The sequence below is a fragment of the Streptomyces sp. NBC_01750 genome, from assembly GCF_035918095.1.
In the GTDB taxonomy this organism is placed as follows: Bacteria; Actinomycetota; Actinomycetes; order Streptomycetales; family Streptomycetaceae; genus Streptomyces.
Window position 1 is genome coordinate 7,995,235 of sequence record NZ_CP109137.1, and the last position, 16,067, is coordinate 8,011,301.

At 67.5% G+C, this 16,067-nt stretch carries 10 protein-coding genes; 5 read left to right on the forward strand and 5 right to left on the reverse strand.

All coding sequences use genetic code 11. The annotated features are described in order from the left end of the window. Window positions 1-33 precede the first annotated feature (33 nt). The 4 genes from OG966_RS36240 to OG966_RS36255 all read left to right on the forward strand — a co-directional run bounded on the left by OG966_RS36240 (window position 34) and on the right by OG966_RS36255 (window position 3,406). Window positions 34-429 carry a nuclear transport factor 2 family protein gene (locus tag OG966_RS36240; RefSeq protein ID WP_326654308.1) on the forward strand — a complete coding sequence of 132 codons (396 nt, stop codon included), beginning with the start codon at window positions 34-36 and terminating at the stop codon, window positions 427-429. Then, a complete protein-coding gene (locus OG966_RS36245; RefSeq protein WP_326654310.1) occupies window positions 422-1,903 on the forward strand; it encodes a phytoene desaturase family protein in 1,482 nt (493 codons plus the stop codon). The genes OG966_RS36240 and OG966_RS36245 overlap by 8 nt, the downstream gene beginning before the upstream one ends. 25 nt (window positions 1,904-1,928) lie before the next feature. After that, window positions 1,929-3,065, forward strand: a complete 1,137-nt coding sequence (locus tag OG966_RS36250) for an FAD-binding oxidoreductase (RefSeq protein WP_326654311.1) — start codon at window positions 1,929-1,931, stop codon at window positions 3,063-3,065. A gap of 62 nt (window positions 3,066-3,127) precedes the next feature. Further along, complete coding sequence (locus OG966_RS36255) at window positions 3,128-3,406, forward strand: hypothetical protein (RefSeq protein ID WP_326654312.1); 279 nt, start codon at window positions 3,128-3,130, stop codon at window positions 3,404-3,406. A 53-nt stretch (window positions 3,407-3,459) separates the two neighbouring features. Here OG966_RS36255 and OG966_RS36260 read toward each other — a convergent pair whose 3' ends face one another. The 4 genes from OG966_RS36260 to mgtA form a co-directional block, all read right to left on the reverse strand. Further along, a complete protein-coding gene (locus OG966_RS36260) occupies window positions 3,460-4,182 on the reverse strand; it encodes a dienelactone hydrolase family protein (RefSeq protein ID WP_326654313.1) in 723 nt (240 codons plus the stop codon). 733 nt (window positions 4,183-4,915) lie between these two features. Beyond that, window positions 4,916-7,531 (reverse strand): cation-translocating P-type ATPase, encoded by a 2,616-nt coding sequence (locus OG966_RS36265; protein WP_326654314.1) that lies wholly within the window; start codon window positions 7,529-7,531, stop codon window positions 4,916-4,918. Between the two features lie 157 nt (window positions 7,532-7,688). Beyond that, window positions 7,689-10,073 (reverse strand): phosphoketolase family protein, encoded by a 2,385-nt coding sequence (locus OG966_RS36270; protein ID WP_326654315.1) that lies wholly within the window; start codon window positions 10,071-10,073, stop codon window positions 7,689-7,691. 86 nt (window positions 10,074-10,159) lie between these two features. Further along, window positions 10,160-12,823 carry a magnesium-translocating P-type ATPase gene (mgtA, locus tag OG966_RS36275; protein WP_326654316.1) on the reverse strand — a complete coding sequence of 888 codons (2,664 nt, stop codon included), beginning with the start codon at window positions 12,821-12,823 and terminating at the stop codon, window positions 10,160-10,162. 610 nt (window positions 12,824-13,433) lie between these two features. Here mgtA and OG966_RS36280 point away from each other — a divergent pair. Continuing rightward, window positions 13,434-15,158 carry a sensor histidine kinase gene (locus OG966_RS36280; protein WP_326654317.1) on the forward strand — a complete coding sequence of 575 codons (1,725 nt, stop codon included), beginning with the start codon at window positions 13,434-13,436 and terminating at the stop codon, window positions 15,156-15,158. Window positions 15,159-15,353: 195 nt separating this feature from the next. On the opposite strand, the gene OG966_RS36285 is transcribed toward OG966_RS36280, so the two are convergent. Then, a complete protein-coding gene (locus OG966_RS36285) occupies window positions 15,354-16,049 on the reverse strand; it encodes a response regulator transcription factor (RefSeq protein WP_326654318.1) in 696 nt (231 codons plus the stop codon). Window positions 16,050-16,067: the final 18 nt, after the last annotated feature.

Genomic DNA, 16,067 nt, shown 5'->3' on the forward strand with positions numbered 1-16,067 from the left:
CCTATTCAACTCGTTGACTATAGAGGTGATCTTGTGCATCCCTTCCGCAAAGCCGTCGAAGCAGGCGACAAGGAAGCCGTCGCCGCCCTGCTGGCCGAGAACGTCGTCTTCACCAGCCCCGTCGCCTTCAAGCCATACCCGGGCAAGGCGATCACCGCCGCGATCCTGAACGCGGTATCGCAGGTCTTCGAGGACTTCACCTACATCCGGGAGATCGCCAACCCGGACGGCCGCGACCACGCCTTCGTCTTCACCGCCACCGTGAACGGCAGGCAGCTCACGGGCTGCGACTTCCTCCACTTCGACGAGGAAGGCAAGATCGACGACTTCATGGTGATGGTCCGCCCGCTCTCGGCCGCGAACGCGCTGGCCGAGGCGATGGGCGCGAAGTTCGACGAGATCGCGCGAGAGGCGGGCAGCCATGAGTGACTTCGACGCCGTGGTCATCGGCGCGGGCAACGCCGGCCTGACGGCCGCCACCACCCTCCAGCGAGCGGGACTGCACACGCTGCTGGTGGAGCGCCACAACATCCCCGGCGGCTGCGCGACGTCCTTCCGGCGGGGCCGCTACGAGTTCGAGGTGGCCCTGCATCAGCTCTCCGGTGTGGGGTCGGAGGGCCAGGAGTTCTCCCTGCGGGGTCTGTTCGAGAAGCTGGGCGTCCTCGACTGCCTCGACTTCGTCCAGGAGTACGACCTCTACCGGGCCGTGGTGCCCGGCGAGTACGACGTGACGCTGCCCGCGGAATGGGCGGCCGCCGTAGACGTCCTGAGCGATGCTTTCCCCGGCAACCGTGAGCGGGTCGAGCGGTTCTTCCAGCTGGTGAAGGACACCACGATCTGGCAGATGGCCTCCATGCGCGGGATGCCGGTCGAAAAGATCGACCCCACCTACTTCCGCCAGGGGCTGCGGCCGCTCACCGAGGTGCTGGACGACCACTTCGACGACCCCCGGATCAAGGCCGTCCTGGCCACCTACTGGGGCTATGTCGGCCAGCCTCCCTCCCGGCTCGCCTTCCAGGACCTGGCGCTGCTGCTGTTCGCGTACTTCGAGTTCAAGCCCTGGCACATCAGGGGCGGTTCGCAGGCCATGTCCAGTGCGTTCCTCGACTCGTTCCTCGCGGCGGGCGGCGATGTCCGCTTCAACACGGCGGTCGAGGCGATCCTGACCGAGCGGGGACGCGCCGTCGGAGTGTGCCTCGACGACGGTCAGGAGGTCTCGGCGCGGGACGTCGTCTCCAACGCCTCCTTGCCGGTGACGTACGCGATGCTCGGCGACGCCGTGCCCTCGGCCGTACGGGACGATCTCGCCAGCCGGCGGATCGGTGTGTCGGGCTTCGTCCTGCACATGGGTCTTGATGCCACGCCCGCCGAGCTCGGCTTCACCACCAGCACCACCTTCGTCAACGCCGATCTGGACGACGACCGCCTGTATGCCTCCTGGCACACCCTGGAGCCGGCCCGCGGGATCTGCGTCTCCTCCTACGACGTCGCCCCGATCGGCTTTGCCCCTTCGGGCGCCACGCACGTCAGCCTCATGACGCTCCAGTACGCGGACGCCTGGGACAAGGTCTCACCCGGCGACTACGCGCGCACCAAGTTCGCGTACGCCGAGACGCTCCTTGACCGCGTCGAGGTGATCACGCCCGGCATCCGCGACGCGATCGAGGAGGTCGACGTCGCCACCCCGATGACCATGTCCCGCTACCTCGGGCATCCGGGCGGCGCGATCTACGGCTACGACCAGGACCGCACCGAGAACTGGATCTTCCGCAACAGCGAACGCGAGACCCACGTCGCCGGCCTGCACCTGGCCGGTTCCTGGGCCGGAATGGGCGGCTTCCAGACGACGCTGGAATCCGGTCACCGGGTCGCCCGCCGCCTGCTGCGCCAACAGGCCGCCTGACCGCACGATCCGACAGGGAGCCCCCGTGACCCACTGCCTTGCCCCTCTCTTCGAGGGCTACACCGACATCCAGGCCGACATAGACGGCCGCCCCGCCCACACCGCCGACCACGCCGCCGAGACCCGACGCACTGTCGCGTCGTACCGTCCCCGACGACTCGCCCTGACCGTCTCCGAGGTCATCACCGAGACCGTCAGCTCCGCCACCTTCCGGCTGCTCCAGCCCGACGGCGCGGACCTGCCGCCGTTCCTCGCCGGGCAGTACGTGGGCGTGTTCGCCGACGGCACCAACCGCCCGTACGCCCTGTCCTCCAGCCCGGCGAGCCTCGGCCACTGGGACCTGACCGTGCGCCGGGTGCCCGGCGGGCGGATCAGCAACCACCTCATCGACACCCTCACCGTGGGCGACACCCTCACCACGACCGGGCCGATGGGAACCTTCCACCACAACCCCCTCTTCCACGGCGACGACCTGGTGTTCCTCGCCGGCGGCTCCGGTGTCGTACCGGCCATGAGCATGATCCGCGACATCGTCGACAACCGACTGGACCGCCGCTTCCACCTGATCTACGGCTCCCGCACGCCCGACGACGTGATCTTCCACGAGGAACTCGACGTACTCGCCGCCGACCACCCGAACATCCGCGTCGACCACGTCATGGCCGAGCCCGGAAACGGCTGGGCCGGACCCACCGGCCTGCTGACTTCCGCCCTGATCAAGACCCTCGCAGGGCCGCTCGACGGCCGCATGGTCTATGTCTGCGGCCCCCAAGCCCTGTACCCGTACGCGCTGCAGCAGCTGGAAGAGCTCGGCCACCCCCGCCGCCGGATCCGATTCGAGGCCAACGGCGCCCCCGCCGACCCCACCCGCCAGTCCCACTGGCCGGCCGACACGGATCCCGACGCCGAGGTCACCGTCACCGCCGGCGGTACGTCGTTCCGCACCCGTCGCGGACGGCCCCTGCTGGACGCGCTGGAGGACGAGGGCATCCGGCCGGAAGCCGCCTGCCGCTCCGGCGAGTGCGGCCTGTGCCGCGTCCGCGTCCTCAAGGGCACGGTCCACACCGCCGAGGAAGCCCAACTGCGCTTGTCCGACGAGCGGTTCGGCTACACCCACTCCTGCGTCGCCTACCCGGTCACCGACCTCGACCTCGACCTCTGATCCGGTACGGCGGTCGCGGGACGCGGCCGCCGCACCGGCCCACCGAAGGAGCCCCGACAACCGTGTCCACCATCGACGCACCCACCGTCGCCCAGCTGGCCGAACTGGCAGCAGACGCCTACGGCCCGCGCACCGCCCTGCGGTTCAAGCGTGCCGGCGTCTGGCGCTCCCTCAGTTACAGCCAGCTCACCAAAGCTGTCGAGGTGTTCGCGACCGGACTGCTGGAGGCCCGAGTTCCCAGCAGGCCGTCGCGCCGCCGTTGGCCGGTACCGCCGCGATCGGGGCGGTTGTGCATCTGCCGGGCGCCGTCATCGAGGAGGGCCGGGGCCTGTCGTCGATGACGGCATCATGGCCGACTCCGCTTACCGTCTGCTGCCGGCCTGACGGCCGGGCCTCACTTCAGGTGCCGGCCGAAGAACCGGCCCCCGTCCTCCACCTCGAACCACGGGGTGCCGGTGTGTCCGCCCATATTGGCGTGCAGCGTCTTCTCCTTGGTGCCGAAGGCGTCGAACAGGTCCAGGGCCCGCTGCCGAGGGTTCCCCTCGTCGTCCCACTGCAGCAGGAACAGCAGCGGAATGGTGACCTGCCGGGCCTCCTCGCGCTGGGCGCGGGGCACGTAACCCCCGGCGAAGAAACCGGCGGCCGCGATGCGCGGCTCGGCCACCGCCAGCCGAATGCCGACGGCGGTCCACCCCGAGTACCCGACCGGGCCGCCGATCTCGGGCAGCGAAAGGAGGGCGTCCAGGGTGGCCCGCCATTCCGGGACCGCCTTTTCGACCAGCGGGCCGATGAAGGACTCGAAGATCTCATCGACCGGCTCGCCGGTCTGCATCGCCCGGCGGATGTCGGCGCGGGCCTGCTCGTCGGCGGCGGAACGGGGCCGGTCACCGCACCCGGGGGCGTCGATGGAGGCCACCGCGTAGCCGTACGCCGCGGAGTGCCGGGCCCGGGCCACCAGCCGGGATTCCCCCTTGGGCAGGCCGTTGTTGTGGGCCATCAGGATCAGCGGGGCCGGTGCGGCGGATTCAGGCGTCCACAGGGTGCCGGGGATCTCGCCGAGGGTGAATTCGCGCTCGAGGACGCCGTCGTCGAGGCGCTGTTCGGAAGTGAATTGCATGGTCGTGCCTTTCGGGAGTGCTCTGGAACGGCGCTCCCGGACGACCTATCGTCCGGCCGTGACCCCGGAGGGGAGCACCCATGTCAATACGTTCACGGGTACCACCTCCTCGTTCTCTCGCACGGCCTCCCGAAAGTTAGCAGTGGTCGCCGTGGGCCGCCAAACGGGTTTAGCAAGAGAGCCTCCAACCCGCACAATTACGCGTCAGAGGCCCTCAGCTGCCCTCTAGAAGAAGCCGAGCTTCTTCGGTGAATAGCTCACCAGGAGATTCTTCGTCTGCTGGTGGTACATGCGTTACACCTCGCCTGACCAGCAGAAACAGACGAATCTGTCTCGAACGAGGGGATGATGGCCCGGAATTGGCCCGGATCTTGGTCTGCTCGGAGGTCCCGGCTGACCGGTGCGTCGATGAGGCCTCGGCCGGGCAGGTCCAGCGAGCGCCGCTCGACCCCGGCGCTCTCAACGCGGATCGCGACGTTGTTGTGTGTTGCGCGGTGGAGTGCCCGGACGTGGAGTTCGTGTACCAGTGCGTGTCCTGTCGGTGATCGCCGTCCAGTCGTACGAGATCCCGTGGCCTCGGACCCTACGTACGGCCCGATGCCACCGGGGTGTGACGACGGCTTCTATTGCGACGGAGCCACCCGGACGCCGCCAAGGAGAAGGGCGATGAAGCGGGCCACGCTGGTCCAGCGTCGAAGTACTCGAGACCCGGGACATCCACCGGCGTTCTGTCTCACGGTGCGGCAGGTGTCTGGTCGGCAGTCCTCGCCAACCAGCTCTCGGTGCGTGCTGCGCCGAAGCTCATGAGGCCGGCAGCCGCGGCGAGTGCGATACCGGTCCACGATGGCGATGAGGTGTCCAACAGGTCTGCCAGGAAGGGTACGTAGAGTGCGGCAGCGCCCAGCCCCGCCGCAGTCAGCACAGCTGCGGGCAGAAACAGATTTTGGCGCGTGAACAGTCGCTCCCGCAGCCCCAGAGCGACGCCGAGCTGGGCGGCCAGCAGGGCGATGAACAGGGCGGTCTGCCACGGGCCGCCGGAGTGCCGGACCCAGAGGCTGGCAGCGAGGCTGGCTGCCGTGACCAGGACCGACAGCCGCAGTACCCGCTGCCAGAGCCCGTCGCCGAGTACGTGCTGCTGAGGCGGGCGCGGCGCGCGTCGCATGGCGTGGGGTGAGACCGGTTCGGCGCCCATGGCGACCCCTGTCAGACCATGAGTGAGCAGATTGATCCACAGAATCTGACCTGCTCGCAGAGGCAATGCGAGTCCGAGCATCGGGCCAATGAGCATAACGAGGATTTCCGCGGCACCGCCGGCCAGCGCATAGACGAGGAACCGGCGGATGTTGGCGTAGACACGGCGGCCCTCTTCCACGGCCGAGATCACCGAGGTCAGTTCATCGTCGGCGAGGACCAGATCGGCAGCTTGGCGGGCAACTTCGGTTCCCCGGCGGCCCATCGCCACGCCGATGTCGGCCTGCCGCAGGGCGGGACCGTCGTTGACGCCGTCGCCGGTCATCGCGGTGACCTCTCCGCGGGCGCGCCACGCTTGGATGATGTCCAGTTTCTGTTGAGGCGTGGTACGAGCGAAAACCCTGACCCGGGTGGGGTCCGGGATCTGTCCGGCGGCCAGCTCTTTACCGGTGGCCACGAGGCTCGGCATGGTGGCGTCAGCTCGCGTGAGGATACCGACCCTTTCCGCGATCGCACGGGCAGTCGCTGGGTGGTCTCCAGTGATGAGAACCGGGGTGATCCCGGCACGGCGGCAGGCTTGCACAGTCGCAGTGGCTGCTTCTTTGGGCGGGTCGCTGATGGCTGTCAGTCCCAGCAGCCGCAAGCCGCTTTCCGACTCCTCGATCGGGACAGGAATACAGGTGGACGAACCTGACGCTATGGCCAGGACACGGTAGCCCTCGGCGGACAGGGCGGCGGCCTCCTTACGCGCATGCTCCAGTGACGCGGGACTCTCGTTCAGAAGCGCGGCGTCCAGCACCATTTCAGGTGCGCCCTTGAGGTAGATCTCGATCGTTCCCGAGGGCGTGCGGTGGATGGTGGTCATACGTTTGCGGAGGCTGTCGAACGGCACCTCGTCGATGCGGGGATGAGTTCGCGCCAACTCGTCGGGTGTACAGCCCACTTTGGCGGCGGCGGTCAGCAGGGCGGCCTCGGTTGGATCACCGAGCGGGGTCCATTGCGCGTCTGCTTCCCCGGGCGGAATCAGCGACGCGTCGTTGCACAACGCCGCTGCGATGAGCACTTCTCGTACGGCATCCCTGGTGGCGGGTACTGAATGTCGGCCGGTCGTGAGAATTTCACCAACGGGTTCGTATCCCGCGCCCGTCAGGGTCACCGTGCCGTGGGCGGCGGTCCATACTTGTTCGACGACCATGCGGCCATCGGTGAGGGTGCCTGTCTTGTCCGTGGCCAGTACGGTGACCGATCCCAGGGTCTCCACTGCGGACAGGCGGCGAACCACGGCGTTGCGAGCGGCCATCCGCCGCGCGCCCAGCGCCAGGCCGAGGGTGACGACGGCCGGCAGTGACTCCGGGACGGCTGCCACGACGAGGCTGATGGCCGTTACCGCCATCGTCTCCAAGGACTGGCCGCGCACCAGTCCCAGGACGAGCACGAGGAGGCACAGCCCTACAGTGACCAGGGCCAGTACCCGGCCGAGCCCGGCCAGGCGCTCTTGGAGCGGGGTCTGTTGCTGTCGGGGGTGCAGCGAGGCGGCGATCATGCCGAGGGCGCTGCGCGGCCCGGTGGCGGTGACGGTGGCGACAGCGCGGCCACGCAGTACGACGGTTCCCGCCTGTAGTTGTCCCGTGTGCGGATCCGTTCCGTGGACGTCCTTGTCGACCGGTACGGATTCGCCGGTCAGCGCCGACTCGTCGATCAGAAGGGCAGCGGCCTGCGTGAGCGCGGCGTCAGCGGGGACGATGTCGCCCTCACCGAGTACCAGCACGTCGCCCGGGACGACGGCTGACGAGGTCACCTTATGTTCCGTCCCGCCGCGCAGTACTCGTGCGGCAGGCGCGGTCATGGCGGAGAGGGCAGCGACCGCATTGTCGGCGCGCACCTCCTGCACCACCCCGACGGTGGTGTTGAAGAGCACGACCACACAGATGACGACTGCGTCGGCGTAGTCCCCGGTCGCCACGGTCAGTGCCACGGCCGCCAGCAGCACGATGATCAGCGGGTCACGAAGCTGAGCGAAGATTCGGGACCGAAGCGATATCCTGCGCTGTTCGCTGAGCTCGTTGGGACCGCACTCCGCCAGCAGCTGGGATGCCTGCTCCTGACTGAGACCTGTCCCCCGGGCGGCCCCCGAAAGGGGTGCGGACGTAAGGGGCATGGTGACTCCGGTTGCTTCAAGGTGCTCATGGTCTTACGGGCCTGGCTCAGTGGACGCTGGGTGCGTTGGCCGCGTCAGTTGGTACTTTGACCACGTCAGTTGGAGCTGGGGTGCATCAGCGTCATGTCTCCGACATCACGGACCGACGCCGGGGCGCTCAGCTGTTCCAGTTCCATTCGCTGACTTCGGGCAGGTCGGTGCCGTGCTCACGAATCCAGGCGTGGTGGCGCAGACGGACGTCCGCCATCTCCTGTCGGACTGCGGCGGCGCGTACCGCCAGCCCGGGGACGCGGTCGATGACATCCATGACGAGCCGGTACCGGTCGAGGTCATTGCGCACGACCATGTCGAAGGGCGTGGTGGTGGTGCCTTCCTCCTTGTAGCCGCGCACATGCAGGTTGGCGTGCCCGGTGCGCCGGTAGGCCAGGCGGTGGATCAGCCACGGGTATCCGTGGTACGCGAAGATGACGGGCTTGTCGGAGGTGAACAGCGCGTCGAACTCCGCGTCCGGCATGCCGTGCGGGTGCTCCTCCTTGGGGAGCAGCCGAGCCAGGTCCACGACGTTGACGACGCGTACGGCCAGGTGGGGCAGGTGCCGGCGGAGCAACTGAGCGGCGGCCAGGATTTCCAGGGTGGGGACGTCGCCCGCGCAGCCGAGGACGACATCGGGCTCCCCGCTCTCATTCTCCGCGCCTGCCCAGTCCCAGATTCCGGCACCGCGGGCACAGTGTCCGCGGGCCTGCTCGAGGGTCAGCCAGTCGAAGCAGGGCTGCTTTCCGGCGACGACGACATTGACGTAGTCGCGGGAGCGCAGCACATGATCGGCCACCGACAGCAGGGTGTTGGCGTCCGGTGGCAGGTAGACCCGCACGACCTCGGGTGACTTGTTGAGGACGTGGTCGATGAAGCCGGGGTCCTGGTGGGAGAAGCCGTTGCTGTCCTGCCGCCATACGTGCGAGGTGAGCAGGTAGTTCAGTGAGGCGATGGGGCGGCGCCAGGGCAGGCGCCTCGACGTGCGCAGCCACTTGATGTGCTGATTGACCATGGAGTCGACGATGTGGACGAACGCCTCGTAGCAGGAGAACAGCCCGTGGCGGCCGGTGAGGAGATAGCCCTCCAGCCAGCCCTGGCAGGTGTGTTCGGAGAGGATCTCCATCACCCGGCCGTGGCGGTCCAGGTGCTCGTCGATCTCCAGGGTCCGCGCCTGCCATGCTTTGCCCGTCGCTCCGTACACGGCCTGCAGACGATTCGAGGCCGTCTCGTCCGGCCCCACCAGACGGAAATCCCGACGCTCGGCGGTGTTTTCCATGACCCCCTCCAACAGGTCGCCCAGGACCCGGGTGGGCTCGTGCAGGGTCGTACCGGGCTTGTCGACCGGAACGGCGTACCGTTCCAGCGGCGGGATCGGCAGGTCCTGTACGAGCAGGCCGCCGTTGGCGTGCACGCTGGCCCCGAGACGCCGAGGGCCGGCGGGCACACACTCCAGCACCCGCTCGCGCGGGCGGCCGCGATCGTCGAAGAGTTCCGCCGGCCGGTAGGAGCGCAGCCACTCCTCCAACTGCCTGAGGTGGTCCGGGTTTTCGCGTACGGAGGACAGCGGCACCTGATGCGCGCGCCATGTGCCTTCCACCTGTACACCGTCGACCTCGGTCGGCCCGGTCCATCCCTTGGGCGTGCGCAGCAGGATCATCGGCCAGCGCATGCGTTCGGTGACGCCCTCTTCGCGGGCGCCGTGCTGGATGGCGCTGATGCGATCGAGTGCGGTGTCCATGGCGCGTGCCATGGAGCTGTGCACCTGAAGGGCATCATCACCTTCGACATGCAGCGGGTCATGGCCCAGGCCACGAAGAAAGTCGTCGAGTTCGTCCCTGGGCAGGCGCGCAAGCACGGTCGGGTTGGCGATCTTGTACCCGTTCAAGTGCAGGACCGGCAGGACCGCTCCGTCGTGGACCGGGTCGAGGAACTTGTTGGAGTGCCAGGACGCGGCCAGCGGCCCGGTCTCTGCCTCCCCGTCGCCGATGACGCAGGCGACCAGCAGACCGGGGTTGTCCAGGGCGGCGCCATAGGCATGGGAGAGCGAATACCCCAGCTCACCCCCCTCGTGGATCGATCCCGGAGTCTCCGGGGCCACATGGCTGGGCACCCCGCCGGGGAAGGAGAACTGTCGGAACAGGCGCGCCATACCCTCCGCGTCCCGGCTCACGTCCGGGTACGTCTCGGAATACGTGCCCTCCAGCCAGGAGTTGGCCAGGACGGCCGGTCCTCCGTGGCCTGGGCCCCAGACACAGATGGTGTCCTTCCCATGGTCCCGGGCCATTCGGTTGAGGTGGGTGTAGACGAGATTCAGACCGGGCGAGGTGCCCCAGTGGCCCAGCAGCCGAGGCTTGATGTGCTCCGGCTTCAATGGCTCACGGAGCAGAGGATTGGCCATCAGGTAGATCTGGCCAACGGCCAGGTAGTTCGCGGCCCTCCAATGCGCGTCCAACGCCGCCAGCTCTGCTTCATCGAGGTAGTTGGCTGATACCGGGTGAATGTCGGGCATTTCGTGCTCCTCTGTAGGTGCCGAGAGGAGATTTCGGCACGGTCGGTCGGTACGGGCAGGCGGCCGTTGGGCCCGATGTGCTCGGCTCATCTCCCAACGGGGCGGGATCGGTGGTCAGGGCGGAGAGCAGTGCTGAACCGGGCAGCACGACGACGCAGGAGACGGCTGTGGCCTACCGCGCCCCGCGGCTCGGCAATTGGTGTCGGCAGCCAGCGGTAGAAGATCCGCTTACCTACCTCGATCAGGGCGAGGTAGCAGATCACCATGGCGACAAGCGCGACGAAGAAGCCAAGCGGAAGCGGTTGGAACCCGAGCCTGGCGGCCAGCGGTGTAGCGGGCAGAAGGACTCCTACGCTGACAACTCCGAGGGCGGCCAGGGTCAACGGGAGGCTGGGGTGACTTCGCCAGAACGGGATACGGCGGGTGCGGATGGCGAAGATGACCAGGGTCTGGGTGGCGAGAGACTCGACGAACCACCCGGTCCGGAACTGAGCGGGTCCGGAATGGAAGACCCACAGCATGACGCCGAATGTCGCGAAGTCGAACACCGAACTGAGCGGACCGAAGAAGATCATGAAATGGCGGATGAACCTGATGTCCCAATGCGAAGGACGGCGCAATTGCACCTCGTCGACACGGTCGGTGGGAATGGCGAGCTGGCTGGTGTCATAGAGCAGGTTGTTGAGCAGGATCTGCGACGGCAGCATCGGCAGGAAGCCGAGGAACAGCGAGGCTCCGGCGGCGCTGAACATGTTGCCGAAGTTGCTGGACGTTCCCATGAGCACGTACTTGATGGTGTTGGCGAAGATCCGACGGCCGCCGGCGACTCCGTCCGCGAGGACATCAAGATCTTTTTCGAGCAGGATGACGTCAGCCGCGTCTTTGGCGACGTCGGTGGCCGAGTCGACGGAAATACCCACGTCAGCTGCGTGCAGTGCGAGCGCGTCGTTGACACCGTCGCCGAGGAAAGCGACGTCGTGACCGGTGGTGCGCTGGACACGCACGATGCGGGCCTTGTGCTGCGGACTGACGCGGGCGAATACCGTGGTGTGTGCGATCGCCGCTCTGAGCCGGGCATCGTCCATGGCGTCGAGGTCGGTACCGGTAATCGTGCCAGAGCTGGTGATACCGAGGTCATGGCAGACCCTGTCGGCGACGGTCGGGTTGTCTCCGGTGACGATTTTGACTGTGACACCGAGCCCGGCCAACCGGAGCAGCGCCGCTGCGGCGTCGGGTTTGGGCGGATCGAGGAAGACCAGCAGCCCGGCCAATTCCAGGCCGTGTTCGTCGGCAGCGGCGGGCCGGACCAGTCCTGGGGCGGATCGGGTGGCCACAGCGACCACACGGTTGCCGGCGGCGAACTCCGTAGCCAGCAGCGTGCGAGCCTGCTCGGGTACGTTCTCGCAGCGCTCCAGGACGCTCTCCGGAGCCCCCTTGGTGACCAGGACAGTCCCACCCATCGGGTCGCGGACCACGGTGGAGAACATGCGCCGCTCGTGATCGAACGGCAGCATGCCGACTCGCTGGTACACGTTCGCGTCCGCGTCTTCCGGCTGCGCGGTGGCGGCCTCCCACAGTGCCGTGTCCAGCGGATTGCCGCCCAGGATCTGGCTGCCGTCAGCATCGACGTCGGTGCACAGCAGTCCCCACTTCAGCACCTGCTCCGGGCTCTGGCGGCCCGCGGGCAGGGCCCTCTTGAATTTGATACGGCCCTGCGTCAGCGTGCCGGTCTTGTCGGTGAACAGCACATCGACATCGCCCAGATCCTCGATGCACACCAGTCGCTTGACCAGCACTTTTTGGCGGCTCATCCGCCGCGAGCCGGCGGCCAGACTGGTGGAGACCACCGCAGGCAGTAGCTGGGGTGTGATTCCGACAGCGATGGCCAGCGAGAACAGCAGTGAGTCGATGAGCGGCTTGTGCAGCACTACGTTGATCACGAAGATCGACGTGGTCAGCGTGCCGGCCACGTACACGAGCAGCATGGAGAACCGGCGCAGCCCCCGTTGGAACTCGGTCTCCAACTGATGACCGCTCAGTCCGGCCGCGACCTTCCCGAACTCGGTCGCCGCACCGGTGGCGACCACTACAGCGCGGGCGCTTCCTGCGTGCACCACCGTGCCCATCAGCGCGCAGCAGGAGAGCTCGGCCAATGCCACGCCGACAGAGACGGCAGCGGTGTCCTTGGGGACGGGCAGTGACTCGCCGGTCAGTATTGACTCACCGCATTCCAGACCGGTTACCTCCAGCAGACGCAGATCGGCAGGCACGATGTCGCCCAGCTTGAGTTCCACCACGTCGCCAGGCACCAGGGCCGTGACCTCCACCGCGGTAACGCGTCCGCCGCGTATCACCACGGCCTGATGGCTGATCTGTCCGTGGAGGGCTTCGGCGGCTTTCTCCGCGCGGTACTCGTTCACGAAGCCGAGCCCGACCGACAGTGTCAAGATCACGCCGATGATCACCGCATCGCTGTGGCGGCCGACGACATACGAGATGGTCGCGGCAGCGAACAGGAGGCCCAGCAGCGGTGATCGCATCTGCCGCCACAGCACGGGCAGTACCCGGGCCTTGTGTGAGGCGACCGCATTCGGTCCCCATCGCCGCAACCGGTCAGCAACTGCTTCCGCTGAGAGGCCTTCCCTGGTCGACACCAGCTCGCGCAGGACCTCGTGGACCGGCAGGCAAGCCGACGAGCTGATGTCGTGGACGCCGGTAGTCTGCGTCGTTGCGGGGGAGGAGCTCACCACAATCGACCACTGTCGGCACTTTTCCCGGTCACGCAATAGGCGTGTAAGGGGTTGATGCCGAGGAGAAGCGATTGGCGTGTGAGGCAGAATGCACGGGCTGCGTCCGCCCGATGGACAGCTTCGCCTGTACCGCCGGCCCCTTCACGCATCACTCGCCTCCTCGGTGCAGAGTGACTGATCTGCCCGTACAGCGTGACGATCATGGACACGAACTCCTGCCCTATGGTGTTGATCCTCGGCAGTAGCCATGCGCCATCACTTCAGTGGGTGGGGGCTCATGGGCGTGGTGCCCGCCATCTCAGCCTGTGCCGTATTCGGGTTGAGGGGCGAGGGCCGAACGGCCTCTCCAAGGGGCCCACCGGCCCTGTCAGAGCGACTCGATGGCCTCTTCGCCCGACATCCCCGGCAGCATCATCCAGATCGTGGTGGGCGTCATCGAGCGTCGCAGGGCTGATGGGTTCGTGCCCCGCAGCATGCTGGGCGGTTTCGTGAACGCGGGTTCTTCGACGGCATGGATTCGTCTTGGTACGCGTGGATGCGTGCAGACCGATCCGTCCGGGGCAGGCTGGAGGAGCCAAAGGCAATGTGCCGGCGGCCTTAGGGAGACGAAGTGGGCGAGGACACGTATGCCGAGGGGGATACCGGGGCGGCGGCATCGCAGCTGCGGCTGGACGAGCTGCTGAACGACCCGCAGGCGCAGGCAGTCGCGCGTTCGCCCCGGGATCGCGTAGATCCGCTGCTGGAGGCGGTTCTGGCCGTCGGCAGCGACTTGGACCTTGGTGTTGTACTGCAGCAGATAGTGCAGTCCGCAGCCGACCTGGTTGATGCTCGGTACGGGGCCCTGGGCGTGATTGGTGAGGAGAATGGGCTCAGCCAGTTCATCACGGTCGGCATGGGCGACGAGACCATCGAGCAGATCGGGCCCTATCCGCAGGGCCGGGGCATCCTGGGGCTCCTGATCCGTGAACCGCACTCGCTGCGGCTGGTCGACCTGGGCGAGCAGCCCGATGCCTCCGGCTTCCCGGCCGGCCATCCACCGATGCGGACCTTCCTCGGTGCCCCCGTCCGGGTGCGTGAGAAGGTGTTCGGCAACTTGTACCTGACCGAGAAACGGGGCGGGGCCGAGTTCGGCGCCGATGACGAAGCGGTGCTGGTCACGCTGGCCGTGGCAGCCGGGGTGGCAATCGACAATGCTCGGCTGTACGACGCCGTCCAGCGTCGGGAACGCTGGCTGATGGCCAGCGGCGAACTGACCCGTGCCCTGCTGTCCGGCATTGAACCTGCCGAGGTACTGAGGAACTTCACCGCCACCGTCCTCGAGATGGCCGACGCCGACGTGGTCACCCTCGCCGTGCCCGTTCCTCGCACCGGCAATCTGGTGATCGAGGCCGCCGCCGGAACGGACGCGAATCGTGCCCTTGGACTGGTGTTGTCGCACACCACCTTGGCCGGGAAGGTCTACAGCTCAGGCGAGACGATCACCACCCAGGACTGGAACGCCGACCCCCGCGCCGAACGGGACACCGCTTCCACGACCCTGGGACCGGTCTTCCTGGTCCCCCTCGGTACGCCCGAACATGTGCGCGGTGTCCTGCAAGTCGCCCGCCACTGCGGCCGTCCCGCGTTCTCCGACGCGGCCGTGGCCATGATCGCCGGATTCGCCAACCATGCCGCTCTTGCCCTGGAGATCGCCGGACATCGGCACGACGCCGAACGCCTCCTCGTTCTGACCGACCGTGACCGCATCGCCCGTGATCTGCACGACCTGGCCATTCAGCGCCTGTTCGCCAGCGGTCTGAGCCTGCAGTCCACCCTCGCCCAGGTCGGCGACCGACCGCAGGTCGCCGAGCGCATTGCACGAGTCGTGGATGACCTCGACGACACCATCAAGGTCATCCGCTCCACCATTTACGGATTGCAACAGCGCGGTCGCCCCGAGGACACCGGGCTGCGCTCCCGCCTGGTGGCCGAATCGAACCGGGCATCTGAGGCGTTGGGATTCGCACCTGCGCTGCGCATGACCGGGCTGCTGGACACCCTGGTCCCGCAAGCCATGGCAGACCACCTTCTTGCAGTGCTCCGCGAAGCTCTCGCAAACGCCGCCCGGCACGCCGACGCCACCGAGGTGGAGATCGCCGCCCAGGTAACCTCGGCGCACCTTACGCTGCGGGTGACCGACAACGGCCGGGGTACTGCCCCCGCGGGCGCCCACCGCAGCGGCCTGGCCAACCTCCACACCCGCGCCGAGGAACTCGGAGGAGCTCTGGTCCTTGCGCCCAATCAGCCCACTGGCAGTGTCGTGGACTGGAGCGTTCCCCTTTCGACCGACGAGTGACCCCGCCCCGGACAGCGCGGCGCGAAGTAGTGCACGGTACCCGGTGAGCGCTCAGTCTCCGCCCGTCGTAGGCCGGGCTCGGCGCCCGATGGACCGTCGACACCTCCCCGCACGGCGGCACGCGACTGACGTGGCAGGTACCGGGCGTCCCTGGGTGAAGGCTCTCTCCCGGATTGACGAGTGCCCTCCTCCGCTTCAGCGGTCCCGCCGAACGGGGGCCTGCGGAGCGGCCTGCGTGACCATGACCGCAGCCTGGATGCGCCGCTCGACGCCCAGCTTGGCGAGCAGGCGGGAGACGTTGTTCTTGACCGTCTTCTCCGCGAGATAAAGCCGTTTGCCGATCTGGGAGTTGGTCAGTCCCTCTCCGATGAGATCGAGGATCTCCCGTTCGCGGGCGGAGAGCCCGGACAGTGCGCCTGCTTCGATGTTCTGCGGAGAGTCGCCGCGGAGGCTACTCATCAGACGGGTCGTGGTCGCTGCGTCGAGCATCGACTGGCCGGAGGAGACGGTGCGGACCGCGGCAACTAGCGCAGACCCTTTGATCTCCTTCAGCACATAGCCGGCGGCCCCCGCCATGATCGCGTCGAGGAGTGCGTCGTCGTCGTCGAAAGAGGTCAGCATCAGACATGCCAGGTCCGGGATCCTTGACCGCAGTTCTCGGCAGACCGTGATCCCGTCGCCGTCCGGCAGCCGCACATCCAGCACGGCGACGTCAGGACGCAGCGCCGGCCCTCTGGCAAGAGCCTGTTCTGTTGTCCCCGCCTCACCGACGACTTCGATATCGTGCTCCGCGTCGAGCAGGTCGCTCACCCCGCGCCGCACGACCTCGTGGTCGTCGAGCAGGAATACGCGAATCGGCTTCCGCGGTGAAGTTTCCAGGTCCTCGGTCATTGATTGTCCTCCACACTG

Bases quoted from the DNA above. Each gene is read 5' to 3' on its own strand.
- OG966_RS36265 (WP_326654314.1), bottom strand. From the start codon at position 7,531: ATGCCCCTTACGTCCGCACCCCTTTCGGGGGCCGCCCGGGGGACAGGT.
- OG966_RS36285 (WP_326654318.1), bottom strand. From the start codon at position 16,049: ATGACCGAGGACCTGGAAACTTCACCGCGGAAGCCGATTCGCGTATTC.
- OG966_RS36245 (WP_326654310.1), top strand. From the start codon at position 422: ATGAGTGACTTCGACGCCGTGGTCATCGGCGCGGGCAACGCCGGCCTG.
- OG966_RS36260 (WP_326654313.1), bottom strand. From the start codon at position 4,182: ATGCAATTCACTTCCGAACAGCGCCTCGACGACGGCGTCCTCGAGCGC.
- OG966_RS36270 (WP_326654315.1), bottom strand. From the start codon at position 10,073: ATGCCCGACATTCACCCGGTATCAGCCAACTACCTCGATGAAGCAGAG.